Origin of the sequence: Hymenobacter sp. J193 (assembly GCF_024700075.1) — a bacterium.
In the GTDB taxonomy this organism is placed as follows: domain Bacteria; phylum Bacteroidota; class Bacteroidia; order Cytophagales; family Hymenobacteraceae; genus Hymenobacter.
On record NZ_JAJONE010000001.1, the window covers coordinates 2,995,265 to 3,015,328 of the forward strand.

The 20,064-nt window shown below is 60.1% G+C and carries 21 protein-coding genes and 1 riboswitch; of the genes, 12 read left to right on the forward strand and 9 right to left on the reverse strand.

Annotation, left to right across the window (positions count from 1 at the left end; genetic code table 11):
• Positions 1-211: 211 nt before the first annotated feature.
• From LRS06_RS13145 to LRS06_RS13155, 3 genes are all read left to right on the forward strand, one after another.
• On the forward strand, positions 212-535 hold the full coding sequence (locus LRS06_RS13145) for a hypothetical protein (RefSeq protein ID WP_257871890.1): 324 nt from the start codon (positions 212-214) through the stop codon (positions 533-535).
• Entirely contained in the window at positions 502-1,416 is a 915-nt protein-coding gene (locus LRS06_RS13150) for a hypothetical protein (RefSeq protein WP_257871891.1), read from the forward strand. The genes LRS06_RS13145 and LRS06_RS13150 overlap by 34 nt, the downstream gene beginning before the upstream one ends.
• Positions 1,417-1,655: 239 nt before the next feature.
• Positions 1,656-2,495: an FRG domain-containing protein gene (locus tag LRS06_RS13155; protein WP_257871892.1), complete on the forward strand. Its 840-nt coding sequence runs from the start codon at positions 1,656-1,658 to the stop codon at positions 2,493-2,495.
• A gap of 86 nt (positions 2,496-2,581) precedes the next feature.
• Here LRS06_RS13155 and LRS06_RS13160 read toward each other — a convergent pair whose 3' ends face one another.
• From LRS06_RS13160 to LRS06_RS13175, 4 genes are all read right to left on the reverse strand, one after another.
• The gene (locus tag LRS06_RS13160) at positions 2,582-3,358 is read right to left on the reverse strand and encodes a DUF2490 domain-containing protein (RefSeq protein ID WP_257871893.1); all 777 of its coding nucleotides are present in this window, start codon (positions 3,356-3,358) and stop codon (positions 2,582-2,584) included.
• Between the two features lie 122 nt (positions 3,359-3,480).
• Entirely contained in the window at positions 3,481-4,272 is a 792-nt protein-coding gene (locus LRS06_RS13165; RefSeq protein WP_257871894.1) for an ATP-dependent helicase C-terminal domain-containing protein, read from the reverse strand.
• Complete coding sequence (hrpB, locus tag LRS06_RS13170; protein WP_257871895.1) at positions 4,247-6,010, reverse strand: ATP-dependent helicase HrpB; 1,764 nt, start codon at positions 6,008-6,010, stop codon at positions 4,247-4,249. The genes LRS06_RS13165 and hrpB overlap by 26 nt, the downstream gene beginning before the upstream one ends.
• 99 nt (positions 6,011-6,109) lie before the next feature.
• Entirely contained in the window at positions 6,110-6,433 is a 324-nt protein-coding gene (locus LRS06_RS13175; RefSeq protein WP_257871896.1) for a rhodanese-like domain-containing protein, read from the reverse strand.
• A 121-nt stretch (positions 6,434-6,554) separates the two neighbouring features.
• On the opposite strand from LRS06_RS13175, the gene pnuC reads away from it, so the two are divergent.
• Genes pnuC through LRS06_RS13195 form a run of 4 tightly spaced genes read left to right on the forward strand, consistent with a single transcriptional unit; the run spans position 6,555 to position 9,087 of the window.
• On the forward strand, positions 6,555-7,175 hold the full coding sequence (gene pnuC, locus LRS06_RS13180) for a nicotinamide riboside transporter PnuC (RefSeq protein ID WP_257871897.1): 621 nt from the start codon (positions 6,555-6,557) through the stop codon (positions 7,173-7,175).
• Between the two features lie 54 nt (positions 7,176-7,229).
• Positions 7,230-7,772 (forward strand): ATP-binding protein, encoded by a 543-nt coding sequence (locus LRS06_RS13185; protein WP_257871898.1) that lies wholly within the window; start codon positions 7,230-7,232, stop codon positions 7,770-7,772.
• 3 nt (positions 7,773-7,775) lie between these two features.
• Entirely contained in the window at positions 7,776-8,648 is an 873-nt protein-coding gene (locus tag LRS06_RS13190; RefSeq protein WP_257871899.1) for an aldose 1-epimerase family protein, read from the forward strand.
• A 22-nt stretch (positions 8,649-8,670) separates the two neighbouring features.
• Positions 8,671-9,087, forward strand: coding sequence for a GNAT family N-acetyltransferase (locus LRS06_RS13195; RefSeq protein ID WP_257871900.1), 417 nt, complete (start codon positions 8,671-8,673; stop codon positions 9,085-9,087).
• Between the two features lie 88 nt (positions 9,088-9,175).
• Here the strand turns inward: LRS06_RS13195 and LRS06_RS13200 are convergent, their stop codons facing one another.
• Positions 9,176-9,421 carry a hypothetical protein gene (locus tag LRS06_RS13200; RefSeq protein WP_257871901.1) on the reverse strand — a complete coding sequence of 82 codons (246 nt, stop codon included), beginning with the start codon at positions 9,419-9,421 and terminating at the stop codon, positions 9,176-9,178.
• Between the two features lie 203 nt (positions 9,422-9,624).
• A riboswitch (TPP riboswitch) is annotated at positions 9,625-9,733 on the forward strand.
• A gap of 62 nt (positions 9,734-9,795) precedes the next feature.
• Here LRS06_RS13200 and LRS06_RS13205 point away from each other — a divergent pair.
• On the forward strand, positions 9,796-12,276 hold the full coding sequence (locus tag LRS06_RS13205) for a TonB-dependent receptor (RefSeq protein ID WP_257871902.1): 2,481 nt from the start codon (positions 9,796-9,798) through the stop codon (positions 12,274-12,276).
• Between the two features lie 180 nt (positions 12,277-12,456).
• On the opposite strand, the gene LRS06_RS13210 is transcribed toward LRS06_RS13205, so the two are convergent.
• On the reverse strand, positions 12,457-14,196 hold the full coding sequence (locus LRS06_RS13210; protein WP_257871903.1) for an APC family permease: 1,740 nt from the start codon (positions 14,194-14,196) through the stop codon (positions 12,457-12,459).
• Between the two features lie 196 nt (positions 14,197-14,392).
• On the opposite strand from LRS06_RS13210, the gene LRS06_RS13215 reads away from it, so the two are divergent.
• Complete coding sequence (locus LRS06_RS13215) at positions 14,393-15,625, forward strand: acyl-CoA dehydrogenase family protein (protein ID WP_257871904.1); 1,233 nt, start codon at positions 14,393-14,395, stop codon at positions 15,623-15,625.
• Between the two features lie 149 nt (positions 15,626-15,774).
• On the opposite strand, the gene LRS06_RS13220 is transcribed toward LRS06_RS13215, so the two are convergent.
• A complete protein-coding gene (locus LRS06_RS13220) occupies positions 15,775-16,140 on the reverse strand; it encodes a hypothetical protein (RefSeq protein WP_196953869.1) in 366 nt (121 codons plus the stop codon).
• Positions 16,141-16,216: 76 nt separating this feature from the next.
• Positions 16,217-16,678, reverse strand: a complete 462-nt coding sequence (locus LRS06_RS13225) for a DUF4268 domain-containing protein (RefSeq protein ID WP_257871905.1) — start codon at positions 16,676-16,678, stop codon at positions 16,217-16,219.
• A 138-nt stretch (positions 16,679-16,816) separates the two neighbouring features.
• Here LRS06_RS13225 and LRS06_RS13230 point away from each other — a divergent pair, with 138 nt between their 5' ends.
• Positions 16,817-17,161: an HIRAN domain-containing protein gene (locus LRS06_RS13230; RefSeq protein ID WP_257871906.1), complete on the forward strand. Its 345-nt coding sequence runs from the start codon at positions 16,817-16,819 to the stop codon at positions 17,159-17,161.
• A gap of 41 nt (positions 17,162-17,202) precedes the next feature.
• On the opposite strand, the gene LRS06_RS13235 is transcribed toward LRS06_RS13230, so the two are convergent.
• Positions 17,203-18,168 carry a hypothetical protein gene (locus LRS06_RS13235; RefSeq protein ID WP_257871907.1) on the reverse strand — a complete coding sequence of 322 codons (966 nt, stop codon included), beginning with the start codon at positions 18,166-18,168 and terminating at the stop codon, positions 17,203-17,205.
• 182 nt (positions 18,169-18,350) lie between these two features.
• On the opposite strand from LRS06_RS13235, the gene ruvB reads away from it, so the two are divergent.
• Together ruvB and LRS06_RS13245 are read left to right on the forward strand one after the other, a co-directional pair.
• Positions 18,351-19,400: a Holliday junction branch migration DNA helicase RuvB gene (gene ruvB, locus LRS06_RS13240; protein ID WP_257871908.1), complete on the forward strand. Its 1,050-nt coding sequence runs from the start codon at positions 18,351-18,353 to the stop codon at positions 19,398-19,400.
• A 162-nt stretch (positions 19,401-19,562) separates the two neighbouring features.
• Positions 19,563-20,009 carry a hypothetical protein gene (locus tag LRS06_RS13245; protein ID WP_257871909.1) on the forward strand — a complete coding sequence of 149 codons (447 nt, stop codon included), beginning with the start codon at positions 19,563-19,565 and terminating at the stop codon, positions 20,007-20,009.
• Positions 20,010-20,064: the final 55 nt, after the last annotated feature.

The following is a 20,064-nucleotide window of genomic DNA, read 5'->3' on the forward strand; positions in this document are numbered from 1 at the left end:
AATTGAACTATTTAAGTTAATGAAAAGGCTGCCTGATATTATCAGGCAGCCTTTTTTATAGCCATTGCTGCCAATGCAGCGGTTTGTGTGATTGTATAATTTTGAAAATATGCATTTTAAGAAAATTATTCTTAATTTTGTGGGCTTCTTCTTTGACTGTTGAGGTTGACTGTATTCTCTTTTTCTCATTCACACTTATTGCATTTTGCTTATGCAAAAGAATCTTACTCTCACTTTCGCTGCTGCACTGCTGACTACGGTTGGCTTTGCTCAGAGTATCGATCCACAGAAGATCAGCTTCGACTATGTGCGCCTGCCGCTGGTGCCTTTGCCCGCAGCTGTTCACACGTTCCGGCCTGAAGTAGTTACCCGGTACGAAGAGGCAATCAAGCAGCAGCAGGCCAACCGGGTTGCCGCTATTGCCGATGCCCAAACCAAGGCTGCCGAAGCCAAAAAGAATATAAAGCCCAGTCTCTCGGCACCAAAGCCTTCAACAAGCTGGTGCTGGATGAGCGTAAGCCTCAGGACGCAGTAATTCCACCGGCCGACTATACGCCGCAGGTATTCGATACAAAAACGCTGGCCACCACTTATGTCAATGTTAGTGGCCTGCAGCGTGCACAGGGCGCCGATGCTGATTTGCAGGTAGTAGTAGGGCTAGATGGTTTCGTTCAGGGGGATATCGTGCCGGTTACTATTCAGGGCAGCCAGGTAAAGGTGGGGGGCGTTTCCACGGGTGACGGTATCAAACACGCGTACCAGGTATCGTATAAGTCGCCGATAAGCGTAAAAGTGACGGCGAAGGATGGTACAGTCCTGCTGGATGAGCAACTGGAAGCTACCAATGCCTATCAGGAAGCCAAGACAGAAGCTTTTGCTCAGGAGGGTGGTCTTGCCAAGTATTGGCAGGCCAACCAAATGGGTTTCCTGCGTAAGCTGGATGACGACCTGATGAAAGCTAATATGAAGCTGGTAGCCGAAATGCTTGATAGCCGCTTTGGTCAGCGCACCATCACCCGCAACACCAGCGTGATAGTAGTGACAGACAAAAAAGTGAATTACGACGAGTTTCCTCAGGCTTATGAAAAGGCCCTGATGGGCTATAAAATGCTGGGCCAGCCTGCCCGTGCGGCCGACGCCACCAAGCAGATGGAAGAAGCCGTAACCTTATGGAACAAGGCCCTGGCTGAATCCAACCCAAAAGACAAGAAAGCCCGCATTGATGCCAAGGTAACGGCCGCTACGCTCCTCAATGCTGCCGAAGCAAACCTGTGGCTCAATAACTTCGACGAAACGGAGCGGTTGCTGGCCAAACTTAAACTGCTGGATATTTCCCGCTACAACGAAGCAGCCAAAGACCTGGACACCCTATTGCAGGACCAGCGTGCCCGCTATCAGGCCAACCACAAAGGCTAAGTGTTGAGCTCTACCGTCTGTAGCGCGTTCTTAGGAGCAATCAATTAGCTGGAAATCCCGAAAGGCCCTCTGTTACATACAGAGGGCCTTTTGTTTGCTAGAAGGTTTTGCTGCATTCTGGCTCCGATTAGGAGCTGCTAAAAGTAGCATCCTTGAAATCGTGTCTGCTCCACAATAACCAACTGGCGCCGGAGCCGCTATACTTCTGCACGTATCTTGCCGGCCCTAACTTCCTTTCCGTGCTTCCCACGCTCAACGACCTCGTAGTAAATTCCTGGGCTGATCTGCAGCAGGCCCTGTTTCGCGACACCTGGGACGGGCGCATTGGCCGCTACCGCTCCCCGTTTGTATACCGGGGGCTGCGCTCCAAGGAGTGGGCCCTCACCACCAGCCTGCAACGGCTGGGCGGCGAGTACGGGCAGCTGGAAAACCACTTGCTGCGCAACTTCCGCAAGTATGCCCGCGACTTCAGCCAGCCCGGCACCTCCGTGTGGAACTGGCTGGCCCTGGCCCAGCACCACGGCCTGCCCACCCGCATGCTCGACTGGACGTATTCGCCGTACGTGGCCCTGCACTTCGCCACCGACGACCTGGAGGCCTACGACCAGGATGGCGTTATCTGGGCCATTGACTATGTGAAAGCGGCCGAGTTTCTGCCCGCCGGTCTGCGCGCGGCTTTGCGCACCGAAGGCTCCAACGTGTTTACGCCCGAGCTGCTGGAGCCTCTCTGCACCACCCTGCGCGACCTGGAAATGCTGCAGCAGGAGCCGTTTCTGCTGTTTCTGGAGCCCCCGTCGCTCGATGCCCGCATTGTGCACCAATATGCGCTGTTTTCGTTGATGAACTCGGCCCAGGCTACGCTGCATGAATGGCTGGAGCAGCACCCCGAGCTTTTCTTCCGCATCCTCATCCCGGCCCGCCTGAAGTGGGAAGTGCGCGACAAGCTCGATCAGGCCGGTATTACGGAGCGGGTGCTGTTTCCCGGGCTGGGTGGCCTCAGCCGCTGGCTGCACCGCCACTACACTCCCACGTCCAAGCAGAGCCAGAATCCGACTGATATCGACTCTTTATCTGGTTAGAGCCGGTTAGCAAGACTAGCAGAACGTGATGCTTTGGCTATGGTCAGTATGACATTCTCTGACGCTGAAACTTTCCCAGGTAGCGTTTATTGCTTGGCGGGCTGATTGCGGAAATCAGGGGTGAAGTTGAGGGCCAATTGGAGCGTGTGGTTTCGCTCGGTTTCGGGATACTCATCCAACTGACCCACCTGGTAGAGGTAGCCGATTTCCAGTGCCGTGTAGCGGGCGGCCTGGTAGCCCAGCGCCAGATAGGCGCGGTTCTGAGCCAGAAACTGCTGCCGGGCGTTGCGGCCCAGGTTGAAAAACAGCTCATCGGAAGCTGCTACGTAAGGCGTACCGGGCTCCAGCTTGGGGTCACGGCGCAGGGCGCGTTCCAGCCGCAGCTGGTAGCGGGCCCGGCTGCCGTAGCCGTACTGCGGGCCTTCGGCGTGGTGCATCCAGCGCTGCTCCATGCGGTAGCGGTGCTGCATGCGCACGGCGCTGTTATAGTCACGCAGCAGTACCTGCTGGTACACGCGGTGCTCAGGCAGTAGTCGGGCCTCCGAGGAAGGCGCTGCTTGATAAAATTGCCCGTAGGAGTAGCCCGCCGATAATTGCAGGCACGCCGCCGGGTAAAATGCCAATCCTGCCCGCACAATGTTCTGACGCGGCAGCCGACTGGCGCTGCTGTGCCGGAGCTGAACTTCGGTGAAAGCACCCCACCGCTCCGTCAGGCGGGCTTCCGTGGCCAGTTGCCCCCACATCTGACGGCCTACCTCGGCGCCCATTACCGGCGCGCTGGTAGTGGTTCGTTGGGCTAACCCCGCATACGGCAGTGCCCAGCTCAGGCTCAGAACAAGCAGCAGACGCAGCAGACGAAACATGGGTAGGCGTGCGTAATAGGGGAGTGTTATTGAATTGTTACCCCATATTACGGAATTGTTACCAGCTCCAATGTTACGTTTTGCCCTCCAGCTAAAAACATAACATTGGCTTCCGCCCGATCTTATAGCCCGTTCTGCTTTTTCGTGCCCCGGATGGCCTGGGCCTCTAAGGGGTTTTCGGGCCAGTAATGCTTGGGGTAGCGCCCGCGCAGCTCCTTGCGCACATCAAAGTAGCTGCTGGTCCAGAAGCTGCGCAGGTCGCGCGTGACCTGGGCGGGGCGGTAGCCGGGGGAAAGCAGGTGCAGGGTGAGCGGCACCCGGCCGCCACCCACGGTAGGCGTATCCAGCAGCCCGAACACTTCCTGCAGCCGCACTGCCAGCACTGGCGCGGCTGGGTCGGAGTAGTCGAGGCGGATGCGGGAGCCGGTGGGCACTTCGAGGTGAGAGGGAGCCAGACGGTCCAGCTCCTGACGTTGGCTCCAGCCGCCCGGCAAGCGGCTGAGCAGGGCTTCCGCAAAGTCCACGCGGCTTAGCTCCGCTAATGACTTTATACCGGTCAGGTGCGGGCCCAGCCACTCTTCCAACTCTGCCAGCAAGGCCTCGTCCGAAACGTCGGGCCAGTTTTCGGGCTGCAGTTGGTGCAGAAACCCTAGTCGCTCCCGCAAATGCACCGCCGTTTCCGGCCAGGGAAGGCGGGCGGTGCCTGCGGCTTGCAGTGCCTCCAGCAAAGCGGCCGAAAGGGCCTCCGGGGCAGGATTAGGCAGATTCGCATCCGACAGCACCAATGCCCCCAGGCGGCGCAGGCGGCGGGCCGTTACGCGGCCGAGGGCTTCATCCCAGCGCACTTCGTCCCTGGTTTCGATTTGCTCGGCGAAATACTCTTCCAGCTCAGTCCGGGAAAGGGGGGGCGGCAAGCCCGGCACGGGGCTGCGCGACCAGGCCTTCCAGCGCGGCCACGGCAAAAAATACGTCCTGCTGACTGAAAAACTCGGTCGGGAGCGTAGCGCGCTGCCCCGTCACGAGACGCACGCGCTCCGGCGTTTCGCGCTGGGCCAGGCGGTCGGGGTAAGCTAGGGCTGCCAGCAGGCCGGCGGTATCAGGCTCGATAGTTCCCTTGGCCTGCACCCGACTGCGTAGTACGGCGGCGGCTTCGCGCACGCGGCGTACGGCCCCGGCGTCGGGCATTAGCCCCGGCAAAGGGGCCCGGCCGGTATGCAGGGCTTCGAGGCGCAGCCGCAAATCAGGCGGCCCATAAGAGCCGTCGGCGGGGCGCAGGATGTCGCGCTCCGTGAGTAGAGCGGCCAGGGCGCAGGCCGTGGCGCCGTGCCCGATTTCCTGCCCCCGCACCACCAGGTGGGCCAACCGTGGGGCCAGCCCCAGCCCGGCCAGCGCCCGGCCGTGGGCGGTGGGCAATCCTTCAGCAGTAAGGGCCTGCAGACGCACCAGCAGGTCACGGGCCTGGGCCAGGGCAGGGGCGGGCGGGGCATCGAGCCAGCGCAGGGTAGACGCGTCGCGGGTGCCCCAGAGGGCCAGCTCCAAGGCCAAGGAGCTGAGGTCGGCGGTGAGGATTTCGGGGGCCAGATGGTGAGGCAGCTCCCGGAACTCGGCTTCCGTCCAGAGGCGGTAGCAGGTGCCGGGGCCAAGGCGGCCGGCCCGGCCTCGGCGCTGGTCGGCGGCGGCCTGGCTGACGGGCTCGGTGCCCAGCGTAGTGAGGCCCGAGCGCAGCTCAAATCGGGGCACGCGGGCATAGCCCCCATCCACCACCATCGTGACGCCCTCAATGGTCAGGCTGGTTTCGGCAATGCTGGTGGCCAGTACCACTTTGCGGCGACCGGCCGGGGCGGGGCGCAGGGCGGCGTCCTGCTGCTCGGCCGGCAGCTCACCATGCAGGGTGTGCACGTCGATGGAAGCGGGCAAAGTCGCCAGCTTTTCGGCCACGCGGCGCTGGTCGGCCAGGCCGGGCAGAAACACTAGTACGTCGCCAGTAGGATGCTGAGCCAGGGCCTCGCGGATGATGGCGGGGGCGAGGTCCTGGAGCTTTTCGTGGGGGCGGCGCGAAACGGTGGCGGCCCGCTGCGGACTCAGGTAGTGCGTTTCCACGGGGAACATGCGGCCCTGGCTGCGTACCACCGGCGCCCCCAGCCAGGCGCCCAGCCGGTCGGCGTCCAGCGTGGCCGACATCACCAGAATGCGCAGGTCGGGTCGCAGTACGCTTTGCGCATCCAGGGCCAGGGCCAGTCCCAGGTCGGCCTGCAGGCTACGCTCGTGAAACTCATCGAATAGCACCGCCGCCACACCTTCCAATGAAGGGTCGTCCTGGAGCTGGCGCGTCAGCAGTACTTCCGTCACCACTTCAATGCGCGTGTGCTTCGAGACTTTGCTTTCCAGGCGCATTCGGTAGCCGACGGTGTGGCCTACCGGCTCGCCCAGTAGCTGGGCCATGCGGGTAGCAGCGGCGCGGGCTGCCAGCCGGCGCGGCTCCAATACGATGATGCGCCCGTCCTGCCGCCACGGGGCCGCCAGCAGCGCCAATGGTACGATGGTGGTTTTGCCGGCGCCCGGCGGAGCCTGCAGCACGGCCGTGCTGTGGGTTTGCAGCGTGGCCAGCAGCTCCGGCAGGGCTTCTTGGATGGGGAGGTCGGGGAGGCGCATAGGCTTGGTTCAGTAGGTATTATCTCGCAGCATTCGTTGAACGACACTGCGGCCTCTGCGCATCCTTCAGCGTTTTCTGCGGGCTAAAAACAATGGGTCTTAATAAATAGCTACCGACGAATCTACCTGCGTGCTCCAGGCGTGGATGCCGCCCCGCAGATTCAGCAGGTTGGTCAGCTCGTGGCGGTGCTGGAGGTAGGCCAGGGCCTGCATAGAGCGCACGCCGTGGTGACAGATGAGCACGGCGGGCACCTCCGGGTCGATTTCGTGGGCGCGGCCGGGCAGCTCACCCAGCGGAATCAGGCGGCTGCCCTCGATGCGGCAGTAGGCGTACTCGTCGGGCTGGCGCACGTCGATGAGCTGGAGGGCGTCGCCGCGCTGCAGGCGGGCGTGCAGGTCGGCAGGAGTGAGTTCGGGGAGCATGGAAACGGGCCGGAACAGGATAAAAAACAGGAGTGCCCACCGCAAAAATACCGCATTGCTCGTTAGCTTTGACCGGCCGTTGGCAGTAGCCGGTTGGGTTTCCGTGTTTAATCAGTCTGCTGTGCCGTCTTCCTTCTTCGAGTTCCTGACTGCCGCCGTGGGCCAGAGCCCCCTGGAATGGGTGGCCGTGCTCACGGGGTTTGCCTGCGTGTGGCTGGCGGCCCGCGAGTCGCTCTGGAACTTCCCTATTGCCATTTTCAGCTGCGCCCTCTACGTGGTGGTGTACTACCGCGCCCAGCTGTATTCCGATTCGCTGCTGCAAACCCTGTTTATCGGGCTGAGTTTGTACGGCTGGTACGAGTGGCTCTACGGCGGCCGCAGCAAGACGCCGCTGGTCGTGACGCGCACGCGGCCGATAGAGTGGCTGGTTTGCGGGCTGTTTGTGGCCGCTTTCACGTTGGGCTTCGGCTACTACCTGCAGCGCCACACCGATGCCGCCCTACCGCACTGGGACAGTTTTACTACCGCTACCAGCCTGGCCGCGCAGTATCTGCTGATGCGCAAGCGCCTGGAAAATTGGTGGCTCTGGATTATAGTGGACATTATATACGTGCCCATTCTGTGGTACAAGGAGCTATACCCTACCAGCGGCCTGTACGCGCTGTACCTGGGGCTGGCTGCCTACGGCTACTGGCAGTGGCGAAAATCAATGAAGAAGGAGGAATTACCCATGGAGTTATAAGCTGATTACCTGAATTCTTCATTTCTCAATCCTGATTATTTATTCCAAAAAAGAATGCTGCGTATTTCGCTTACCGGCCCCGAATCGACGGGTAAAACCACGCTTAGCCAGCAGCTGGCCGACCACTACGGTACGGTGTGGGCGCCGGAGTTTGCCCGCGAATACCTGGAGCGCCAGGGCGCGCACTACACGCTCGACGACCTGGAGGCCATTGCGCGCGGGCAGATGGCCGCCGAAGACGCCGCCGCGGCCCGGGCTCACCGCGTGGTCTTCTGCGACACCGACCTGCTGGTAATCAAGATCTGGAGTGAGCATGCCTTTGGCTACTGCCCCGAGTGGATTTCGCAGGAAATGGAGCGCCGCCGCTACGACCTGGTGCTGCTGCTGGACGTGGACCTGCCCTGGTACCCCGACCCGCTGCGGGAGCACCCCAACCTGCGCCAGCACTTCCACGACCTTTACCGCAGCGAGCTGGAAGATGGCCCCTCGCCATTTGCTGATATCAACGGGGAGCCGGCGCGGCGCTTCGAGCAGGCCTGCTTTCTGGTAGATGAGCTGCTGGCCGCAACGTATGGGCCCGCCGGCCGTATTTCCTGACTTATGTACGTACTCGAAAATGAGCTGGCGCGGGCTACTGTGCAGCCGCTGGGCGCGGAGCTGAGCAGCTTTCTGCGCAAAGACCTCGACAACCTGGAATACATCTGGCCGGCCGACCCCGCCGTGTGGGCCCGGCACGCGCCGGTGCTGTTCCCGATAGTGGGCCGCCTGCAGCAGGATCAATACCAGCACGCTGGCCGCACGTATTCGTTGCCACAGCACGGTTTTGCCCGCGATCAGCCATTTGCGCTGGTGCGCCACACGCCCGCCGAACTGGTGCTGGAGCTACGCGACAATGAGCAGACCCGCGCCGCGTTTCCCTTTGCCTTTCGCCTGCGCATCAGCTACCGGCTGGCCGGACCCATGCTTACCGTGGGCTGGGAGGTAGAAAACTCCGGCGCCGAAGAGTTGCCCTTTAGCATTGGGGCGCACCCGGCGTTCCGCTGCCCGCTGCTGCCCGGCGAGGCTTTTGAGGACTATGCCTTCGAGTTCGATGAGCCCGTGACCCTGCACCGCTACCTGCTGCAGAATGGCCTGCTCACGGGCGAAACGGAGCTGGTGCTCGACCAGGAAACGGAGTTGCCGCTTTCCTACGCGTTGTTTGAGAACGATGCGCTGGTGCTGAAAGACGTGCACTTCAACCACCTCACCCTGCGCAGCCGCCGCAGCGGCCGGGCCGTGCGCGTGCGCTTCGACGGGTTTCCGTACCTGGGCCTTTGGACGAAAGCGCCCGGTGCGCCGTTTGTGTGCATTGAACCCTGGCAGGGCGTGGCTAGCTCCGTAACCGATTCGGGCGCGCTCATCGACAAAGAAGGCATCCGGATTCTCGGGCCCGGCCAAGAATACGCTACCTCGTATAGTATCACCATTGAATAGCCCCGAGTGAGGGCTACCCCACATGTCCGCTGAAGTACATATTCGCCCTATTACCGCCGCTGACACCTACGCGCTGCGGCACCAGGTTCTCTGGCCCCAGGAGTCGCCAAGCTACGTGCGCCTGCTCAACGACCACGAGGGCCAGCATTTTGGCGCCTTCGATAGCAGCCACCTGGTTTCGGTTATTTCCTTGTTCACGGAAGGCAACACGGCCCGCTTCCGCAAGTTTGCCACCCGCCCCGACCAGCAGCGTAAAGGCATCGGCTCGAAGCTGCTGCGCCACGTGCTAGTGGTAGCCCGCGAGCAAGGTGCTAAGCACATCTGGTGCGACGCCCGCGCCGAAAACCGGGCCTTCTACCGCGCTTTCGGCCTGGAGCCCGAAAGCGGTATTACCTACCGCGGTACCATGCCATACCTGCGCATGGGCAAGGATTTATAGGCAGCTAAGTCAGGCAAAAACAGGCCGCGCCGCCCCGAAATCATCGGGGCGGCGCGGCCTGTTTATCAGTAGACGTAAGCGGCGAAGCTTACAGCAGCACGGGCTCCGGCGGGCGCACGGGCACGCGGGGGCGTCGGTTGTAGTCTGGCTCCCAGTCGTTGATGGGACGGGTGATGCCGGGGGGCAGATCCAGGTCGGGGAGGCCGTCGTCCAGTGGCTCCCCGCCCTCGTCGTCGCTGTCGGAAGAAGGCGGATGCTGGTAGCGGTGGCGCGGCATCAGGAGGAAGTAAGCTAAAATGGCCAGCACCAGAAGCGTGTAAACAAGGCTAATCATGGCAAAAAAGCGTAGTAAAACACCGCGTGCGAGGGCGAAACGGATAACTGGCTAACGGGTTGGCTGCAAGCGGCGTTATGCCTTCGGGCTAGCAATGCATGTACGAATTCCCCCTGGGTTTAAGTTACCGGATTTGAGCAGGAAAATCAACGCAAATTCGGGCTTGCTTGTACCGGCAGCCTGCAGGCCCTAGCTTTGCGCCACAAACTGTTTAGGGGTGCCCCGCGTCGGGAGTGGCGTTAGGGGCTGAGATCATACCCATTGAACCTGCCCGGGTAATGCCGGCGAAGGGAACAAACGATCCGCGAACGAAAAACCTATAGGTGCCGACCCCTGGCACCGGGTCCGTTCCACTTTTTTCTATTACCCACTTCTTGAAAAATTTCCTGGTTTCCGGGGTAGCGCTTCTGGCGCTGCCTTGCGCGGCATGGGCCCAGGGGCCCGTGTCCGGCACCATCACGGATGCCCGCAGCGGCACGGCCCTGCCCGGCGCTACCGTGCTACTCGATGGCGCACCCGTAGCGGCTGCTACCGATGGTACCTTTGCGCTGCCCGTCGTGGCCGTTGGCTCCCACGAGCTGCGCATCACCTTCATCGGCTACGAGCCCCTGGTGCAGCGGCTGGAAGGGCAGGCCAACCCGCAGCAGTTGCGCCTGCTGCTCCAGCCGGGCGGGGTGCTTACCGGCGAGGCCCTCGTGACGGCCTCCCGCGCCAACGACCGCACGGCCACCGCCTATACCAACCTGGGCCGGGAAGACCTGTCCAGGCGCAACTTCGGGCAGGATTTGCCTTATCTGCTCGATCAGACGCCTTCGGTAGTAGTGAATTCTGATGCCGGCGCGGGCGTGGGCTACACCGATATCCGCATCCGGGGCACGAGCAACACGGGTATCAACATGACCATCAACGGCGTGCCGCTCAACGATGCCGAGTCGCACGGCTCGTTTCTGGTGAACCTGCCGGATCTGGCCTCGTCCATCAGCAGCCTGCAGGTGCAGCGCGGCGTGGGCACCAGCCAGAACGGGGGCGCGGCGTTCGGGGCCAGCATCAACATCAGCACCCTCGATTCGCGCCCCGAGGCTTACGGCGAAACCCAGAACAGCGTCGGCTCCTTCAACACCTGGAAAAACAACGTGCAGTTCGGAACCGGGCTGCTGAACGGGCACTTCACGGTCGATGGCCGCCTTTCGCGCATCAGCACCGACGGCTACATGAACCGGGCCGCGTCGGATCTGAAGTCGTACTACTTCGCGGCGGGCTACCAGGCCAAAAACACGCTGCTTAAGTTCATCACCTTCTCGGGCCGCGAAAAGTCCTATCAGGCCTGGAATGGCGTGCCCGAACCGGCTATTACCGGCAACCAGGCGCTGCTTCAGAACTACATCAATAACGGTGAGCTGAGCGAAGCCGACGCCGAGCGGGTGCGCCAGGAGGGGCGCCGCTACAGCTACTACACCTACGACAACCAAACCGACAACTACCAGCAGAACCACTACCAGCTGCACCTCTCGCAGGGCCTCGGCGACGACTGGAACATCGGGGCGGCGCTGCACCTCACGCGCGGCTTCGGCTACTACGAAAGCTACCGTGCCCGCCGCAAATTCGCGGATTACGGTCTGCGAAACGTGATAATCGGCGGCGACACACTCACGCGCACCAACCTGATTGACCGAAAGTGGCTCGACAACTATTTCTACGGCGGCACATTCGCCCTCAACTACCAGCCCAAGGCCAACGACAAGCTGCAGGCCACGCTGGGCGGCGCCTGGAACCGGTTCGAGAATGACCACTACGGCGAGATTATCTGGGCTCAATACGCGGCCAACCTGGCGCCTAGGCAGCGCTTCTACTTCAACGAGGCCCGCAAAACCGACTACAATGGCTACGCCCGTGCCACCTGGCAGGCGCTGCCCAGAATCGGCATTTACGGCGACGTGCAGGTGCGTCACATCGAGTACACGATTGATGGCGTGGAAGACGAGCAGAACGACGTGACAACCCGCGCCAGCTACACCTTCTTCAACCCTAAAGCCGGGGCGACCTTCACGCTGAGTGAGGGCCAGCAGCTCTACGCCAGCTTCGCGGTGGGGCAGCGCGAGCCGGTGCGCGCCGACTTTACCGACCGTCCGGCCGGTGACCAGAGCGCCAAAGCCGAGCGTCTCGAAGACTTCGAAGGCGGCTACCGTCTCACCCGCACCGACCTCAGTCTGCTGGGGCCGCGTACGGCCGTGCGCTTCGAAGCCAACGGGTTTTACATGAACTACCGCAACCAGCTGGTAGCTACCGGCCAGCTTAACGACGTGGGAACCCCGCTGCGCACCAACGTAGCGCGCAGCTACCGCCGGGGCGTGGAGCTAACCGGCTTTATCTCCGCCGACGATAAAATCAGCCTGAGCAGCACCCTGACGCTGAGCCGCAACCGCATTCTAAACTACCGCGACGTAACCTATGACGCCGATTACAACCCGGTGGTGGGGGAGGCGCGCATCAGCACCATTTCCTACTCGCCCAATACCGTGTCGGCGCACACGCTGGAAGGCCAGCCGCTGAAAGGCCTGCGCCTGGCGCTGCTCTACAAAACCGTCAGCCGCCAGTACCTCGACAACTCCGCCAACAGCAACCGCAGCATCAAGCCGTATCAGGTGCTCGATTTCCGGGTGCGCTACAGCATCAGGCCGCAGTTTGTGAAGGAAATCGAGCTGGGTTTGCTGGTCAATAATGTGCTCAACCGCGAGTACGTGGCCAACGGTTACACTTACAGCTACCTCGGTGCCAGCGGCGGCCTCGACACCTTCAACTGGTACTTCCCGCAGGCTACCCGCAACTTCCTGGCCTCGGTGGGCGTGAAATTCTGAACCACGGATTCGCGCGAATTTTTCGGATTCCACGGATTTTGTAGACGATTTTTATCAATAAAAAAGCCTCGCACTCTGCGATGTCTTTTTGTTTTCCTGTGGGTATGGCTGTGGACCGCACCATCCATAAAATCCGTGGAATCCGAAAAATCCACGCGAATCCGTGGTTCCTTCGGTAGGTCAGATGATGAGTCGCACGCCGCCCAGTTCGGAAATGTGGTAGGGAAACTGGTTGCCGGGGGAGCCGATAAACATGAAGTTCTTGGGGATGCCCCATTCCTTGGAAAGCTGGTCGATAAGCTCGGGGCCGAACTTGCCTTCCAGGGTCACAAAATCCACCTCAATCTGGTCGTAGGCGCGGTCCAGCACCCGAATATCGGTGAGCAGGTCCTGCGGATAAAGTTCGCCGGGCTTGAGCAGCGTCACGATTTTGAGGCGGGTGGTAAACTCGTTTTCCACCACATAGGCCATGACCTTGTTGAGGTTCGATACGTTGTCGCCCTTGGTGAAAAACACGAATTCCTGCTTGTGCAGCTCCCGCAGCATGTGCAGCACCTTCAGGCGGCTCAGGCGCGAGACGCGGGGCGAGTGCGTGGCAAACGAGTTGGCCGCCGCCAGTACTAGGTTGAGAATGGCGGTGCGGTTCAGCATCACATACACCACCAGCATGGCCGGCAGGAAGTACTGCAGAAAGACAATCAGGTAGTCGGGGTGAATTTTGATGTTGCCATACAAGGCCACCAGAATGCCCAGCAGCGCTACCGTCACCGTCAGAATGCCGGCGTACACCGGGCGGGGCAGCTTGGGCCGCTTGCTCTTGAGCAGGAAGTTGCCCAGCGCGAAGAAGGCCATAACCGACAAAAACGAAATGGTATACACGCCCGACAGCGGCCCCAGCTGCCCGTTGGTAATCAGCAGTACCGACACGCAGAGCACGAAAAACACAATGAGAATCAGGTAGTTGCTGCCTGCCTTGTTTTCCTTCAGGAAGAACTGCGGCAGAATGCGGTCCAGGGTCATGCGCTTCATCAGTCCGCTCACGCCCACAAACGAGGTCAGCACGGCCCCGCTCAGCACGGCCACGGCGTCGATGGAAATCAGGGTGCCCAGCCAGCGGCCTCCGGTGGTGTTGCCCAGGTGCGAGAGCAGGGTTTCGGTGTGTTCCCCTACTTCCACCATCGGCAGCACGGCTATGGCCAGAAAGGCAATGACGGGGTTGAAGAAGCTCACCACCACCCACATGTTGCGCAGCGTTTTCTGAAACACGCCCCGGGCCTGTTCCTCCACAAAGTTGGCCGAACTCTCAAACCCCGAAATGCCCAGCATGGCCGCGCTGAAGCCGAAAAACAGCGCCCCCACAATGCTGCCGCCCTTGACTGGCAGCTGAAAGTTGAGCGTGAGATTATCGAGCCCTTGAGTAGCCAGATACCAGATAGCACAGGCTACCAGAATTGATAGAGAGGCCAGGTGTACCAGAAAAATGCCTACCGCTACCTTCGCCGACTCCGAGATGCCCAGGATGGTGAGCACCAGAAATAGCCCCAGCAGCCCCAGCGTGGCCCAAATGATAGGCAGCCCGTGCCAGAGCGTGTGCAGGTAGTGCATAGCCTCAGAAGCCGAAATAACTGCCGTAGCCATGTACGACAGAATGGTGAGGCAAGCCGCCAGCGCCGCGTTTCGCTTGCTGGTGGTGTTCAGCAGCACGTTGTAGGCGCCGCCATTGAGAGGCAGCGCGCCCACCACTTCGCCGTAGATTTTGCGAAACAGAAACAGCACTGCACCCACCAGCAGCAGCGCAATCCAGGCATACTGCCCGGCGTAGGCAATGGCCAGGGCCGAAACGTAGAGGCAGGACGAGGAAATATCGTTGCCGCAGATGGCAGTAGCTTCCAGCTCGTTCAGCTTTTTTTCGTGACTCATGAGGGGGTGGAGGATACGGGAAAGGAGGAGAATATACGCACTACGATAGAAATGGTAGTATGGCCTGCTTGAGCTCCAGCGGCCCACCCGGAAATGCCGCCGCCGCAGTGGGCAGGTCCGGCAATCAACCCCGCCGGAACAAGGTTGCGTGCCCGAAACTTCTATCTTTGAAGCTGATTCCCACCCACCCACTACTATGTCTTCAGAAACCGACGTTCTTTCGCCCAAGGCCCAGGTCCAGCGCAACAAAGGCTCCCTGAATGCCGCCGGCTTCACCGATTACTACGACATCGACGACCTGCTCACGGAGGAGCACAAGCTCATCCGCCAGAGCATCCGCGACTTCGTTAAAAAGGAAATTTCGCCCAACATCGAGAAGTGGGCCCAGCAGGCGCACTTCCCTTCCGAAATCGTGCGCAAGTTCGGCGACGTAGGTGCGTTCGGCCCCACCATTCCTACCGAGTACGGCGGCGGCGGGCTCGACTACATCAGCTACGGCCTGATTATGCAGGAAATTGAGCGCGGCGACTCTGGCATGCGCTCTACGGCCTCTGTGCAGGGGTCTTTGGTGATGTTTCCCATCTACCAGTACGGCTCCGAAGAGCAGCGCCGCAAGTACCTGCCCAAGCTGGCTTCCGGCGAGTGGCTGGGCTGCTTCGGCCTCACCGAGCCCGACCACGGCTCGAACCCCGGCGGCATGGTCACCACCATCAAGGACATGGGCGACTATTACCTGCTCAACGGCGCTAAGCTCTGGATTTCGAACTCCCCCGAAAGCCAGGTGGCCGTGGTGTGGGCCAAGGACGATAATGGCCGCATTAAAGGCGTTATCGTGGAAAAAGGCATGGAAGGCTTCACCGCCCCCGAAATCCACAACAAGTGGAGCCTGCGCGCCAGCATTACCGGCGAGCTGGTGTTCGACAACGTAAAGGTGCCCAAGGAAAACATCCTGCCCAACGTGGAAGGCCTTAAAGGCCCCCTCGGCTGCCTCGATTCGGCCCGCTACGGCATTGCCTGGGGTGCCATCGGCGTGGCTATCGACTGCTACGAGTCGGCCCTGAAGTACTCCCTGGAGCGGGAGCAGTTCGGCAAGCCCATTGCTTCCTTCCAGCTCCAGCAGAAAAAGCTGGCCGAAATGATTACCGAAATCACCAAGGCCCAGCTGATGGTGTGGCGCCTGGGCATGCTCAAGAATGCCGGCAAAGCCACTTCCGCCCAGATTTCGATGGCCAAGCGCAACTCCGTGGACATGGCCCTGCACGTAGCCCGCGAAGCCCGCCAGATTCACGGCGGCATGGGCATCACGGGCGAGTACCCCATCATGCGCCACATGATGAACCTGGAGTCCGTCATCACCTACGAAGGCACCCACGACATCCACCTGCTCATCACCGGGGCAGATATTACCGGTATTCAGGCGTTCAAGTAAGCTGCCATACGTACTATCAGCAAACGGCCGTTCTGGAAAGAGAACGGCCGTTTTTGCTTTTGTCAAAGTCAGAAAGCGCCAGTCCCGACGGTGAAAGAAGTTTCGGAACTTAGCTGTCTGGGTTAATTAATCAAGCGCTTAGAAGGTTATTAGCGCTTTTCCAGCAAAAACGTCTTGGTAGACACGATATCCGTGCTTACAGCCGGGTAGGTGGTACCCGGCATGAGGGCATCCGAGGATTGCATCTGAACTACTACCCAACCCTGGGCCCGCAACTCGTTGAGCTTTTTCACCAACTGGCTTTCGTACCGGTATGCGCTTTTGTCCTGCTTGCTGAGGGTAATTTCTTCGGGCTCGCCGGTAGGGGGTGTCAGTACCAACATAGGGCGGCCGGCTCCATTTCGGAGCGTTAGTAGCATGTAGCCTGTTGCCTCATCAGCGGCCGATTTTGGGTAAAACGCCCACGTGCCAATCGATACCAGCGCTAAAGCCATGAAAGAAAGTGCTTTTTTCATACAAGCGAAATAGAAAGAAGAAAAGTAACAAGGAACAACCTGGAGAATTTATACCACTCCGCGACTGGTATCTGCTCTACCGCAGCTCGTCAAACGCGTACTGCCCCGTGCTCCAGAAGGCGTCCAGGGCCATGATGCGGGGCTTGAAAAAGGAAATCAGCTGGGGCCAGTCGTCGCGGTTGAACAGGTTGGCGGGGCGCAGTTCCTGGTAGATGCGGGCTACAGGCTGGCCGCTTTCGTTTACGGCCTCGGGCTCCCAGCGCCATGCCTCGCCGGTGGCTTCTTCCAGCAGCGGCCGCACCTCCCGGAACTGCTCGAAAAACAGCTCCCGCAGGCCGGCATCGGGGTGCGTGAGTTCGATGCCGATAGTGGCGTGGCGGGCGTCGGCGTGCAGGCGGAAGTACACGTGCTTGAGGCCGGTTTTGTAGTTCACCCAGTTCACCCGCTCGCCCTCGGCGCCGGGTATAGGTTGCATATACTGGCCAAAGGTGGTCCAGAAGGCCTGGCGCAGCTGCGCTACTTCGGTTTTGCTGTACATCGTGGCGGCGAAATTAGGGCCTGTGAGTGGTGCATCCGACCACGCTGGGCCTGAAATACTATATATTCCGGCAGGCAGTGCTGGCTCACTGAGGACGTTGGTGTTATACTTACGGCCTCATCCACATCTTGTCGCCCTATGGCTATTGCTGTTTCTCCCACCGGCCTGGAGTTGGTATTGCTTGAATGCCTCGTGGCCGGTACCACCCACCGCGCGGGCCTGCGCGAGTTTGAGCCCAAGCTGCAGCCCGGGCAGGCCCTGGCTGTGGAGCGCGAGGTCGACAGCACCTTCGACGACTGGGCCGTGCGCGTACTCACCACCGGCCCGGATGCCTTCTGGCTGGGCTACCTGCCCGAAGGCCGCAACGAAACCGTGGCCCGGCTGCTCGACGCCGGCTTCCCACTCACGGCTCGCCTTACCCACAAAGCCTGGGAAGACGACTGGCTGCACCTGGAAATTGAAGTGCTGCTGCCGGCGCGGTAAGAGCAGTGCTTTTATAACGGACCATGCACGGGCTCCCGGTGCTAGAGAAAGTCGGCTAAGGCCAGTACTTCCCCGCGGGCCTGCTGAATGGCGGGGTCGTCGGGGAAGGTGTGCTGCACCCAGCGCGTGAAGCCGCTCACCATTTCGCCCACGGCCTGACGGTTGCTGGCCGGGGCCGTTTCGCTGGCCGCGCTTTCCTCGGCTGGCAGCACCGGAAACACGTCTTCCAGCCCAATCCGGCTCATCACGTCCGACACGAACACCATCCCGCACACCTGCATGCCCTGGTAGAGCTGTACCAGCTCGGGCATAGTAAGCTGCAGCTGCTCCTGGGCGTGAATGCGGCCCAGGCGCTCAATCAGGGGCTCGAGGGCGGTGCGGTGCAGCTGGGGCAGCCTGCCCACGGCCCGCAGGAAGGGATGGTCGGCGGCTTCGGGCAGGCTATGCACCAGCAGCAGGGCCAGGCGCAGCATCTGCAGCTGCGGCTCGGCCAGGCGCAGGTTGGCCGCCGGCACGGGCGGCGCGGGTTGGGCCCGCAGCAGCAACTCGAAAGCTTCTTCCACACCCAACCGGTGCAGCCCCAGGGAAGCCGCTCCTTCCGGGGCGGGCACGTGCTCTTCCAGGGTAGCGAGGAAAGCTCCGCTCAGCTCCAGGCAATAGGTGCGCAGCTGCTCCAGCTGCTCCGGCGAAATATGCATCTGCTGCTGCACGTAGGCCAGTACCGGTTCGGCCAACGAGGTATCGAGCGTGAGGCGCCCCAGCAGCAGCAGATGATACAGCGCCAGCGGCTCCGCGCGCAGGGTTTGCAGCAGCGTCTCGTGCGTCTGGATGCCATTCAGGCGTTGCACCTGGGCCAGGTTCAGGCGCGTGAGGACGGTGAGCGGCTGGGCGGTTGGATAACTTAGCAGCTCGGCGCAGGCCATGCCGTGCAAGCTCAGGCAGTGGGCCAGCTGATCGTAGAAATCGGCCGGCAGGGCATCAAGCCAGGAAGCAGAGGCAGAGGACATAGTAGGCAGTTGGGGCCCGCAAGGTACATAGCCAAACCAGAATGCCTAACGTTACTATGTGCTAAATTTATTAGTATGCTGGATGATTCCCCAGTGATTTTGCTAATAAAATTGCGTGCTCTGGGGACGAAACCTGCCGCGTCGGTGTTACCTTGCTACTCAACTTTCCGCTTCTTTTGCACATGCGCGAACAATACCTCACCGGCGGCAACACGCATATGGACGCCACCGACAAAGACATCGACAAGGCCCTGCGGCCCCTGAGCTTTTCCGATTTCGCGGGCCAGGATAAGGTGGTCGAAAACCTGAAAGTGTTTGTGGGCGCCGCCCGGCAGCGCGGCGAGGCCCTCGACCACGTACTGTTGCACGGCCCGCCCGGCCTGGGCAAAACCACCCTTTCGCACATCATTGCCAACGAGCTGCAGGCCGGCATCAAGATGACCAGCGGCCCGGTGCTCGACAAGCCCTCCGACTTGGCGGGCCTGCTCACCAACCTGGAGCCGCACGATGTGCTGTTCATCGACGAAATCCACCGCCTGAACCCCGTGGTGGAGGAATACCTCTATTCGGCCATGGAGGACTACCGCATCGACATCATGCTCGACTCGGGCCCCAACGCCCGCTCCGTGCAGATTTCCCTGTCGCCCTTCACGCTCATTGGGGCCACCACGCGCTCCGGCATGCTCACCTCGCCGCTGCGGGCGCGCTTTGGTATTTCGGCCCGCCTGGAGTACTACGACGCCGCGCTGCTGACCAACATCGTGAAACGCTCGGCCGAAATCCTGGGCACGCCCATCCACGAGGATGCGGCCTTTGAAATTGCCCGCCGCTCGCGCGGCACCCCGCGTATTGCCAACAACCTGCTGCGCCGCACCCGCGACTTCGCCCAGATCAAAGGCACTGGCACCATCACCCAGGACATTTCCCAGTTTGCCCTCTCCGCCCTGGATGTGGACGCCCGCGGCCTCGACGACATGGACAAGCGCATCCTGAGCACCATCATCGACAAGTTTAAGGGTGGGCCGGTGGGCCTCAGTACCATTGCCACGGCTTGTGGCGAGGAAGCCGAAACCATTGAGGAAGTATACGAGCCATTCCTGATTCAGGAAGGCTACATCAAGCGTACCAGCCGGGGCCGCGAAGCCACCGAGCACGCCTACCAGCACCTGGGCCGCCTCATGCCCCAGCACCTGCGCGGTAACAGCGGGGCTACAGGGGAACTGTTTAGCTGACATGTTTACTATATATAAGAAGCACCAAAAAGTAGTACATTGTGCTGCTTTTTGGTGCTTTGGACTTTAGTCAAGTAGCATGGGCGTAGTAAAAGGAATTGCAATAGAACATTGGCGCGATTTAGTTTGGGAAAATATAGTCTCATAAACAAATCAGTAGTTATGAACAGTGAGGAAGTGGCGTTTTGGAAAGATCGTATATTAAAGCATATAGTAGAGTCTGGAAAATCATTGAATGTCACTGAAATATCAATCAAAATCAATCTTGATTTTGATGCAGTGTTTGTATTGACGAGCGAGTTGTCAGAATTAAAGTTGATTAGTTTCATAGACGCAACTTCTCGAAGCGGTATAGAAAAGATTGTGACTATTCGCCCTGAAGGACGATTCTTCTTTGAAAATAATAGCTTCTTGGCTACATATAAAGAAGATATTATAGAAAAGCGGAAAGCAAAAAACAAGTTGAGAAGAGAGTGGCTTGTACAAATAATTTCTATTTTAGTAGCTTTGATTGGGGTCTTATGGGGCATTTATAAGGATGTGCAGTCGGATAGAAAAGACCAACAAATACGTATGCTAGAAAAAAAGATTAAAATTTTGAATAAATAATGCTTAACAAATGCACTTTTATGGTTGATATTAATTTATAATGTATAATTAGTCT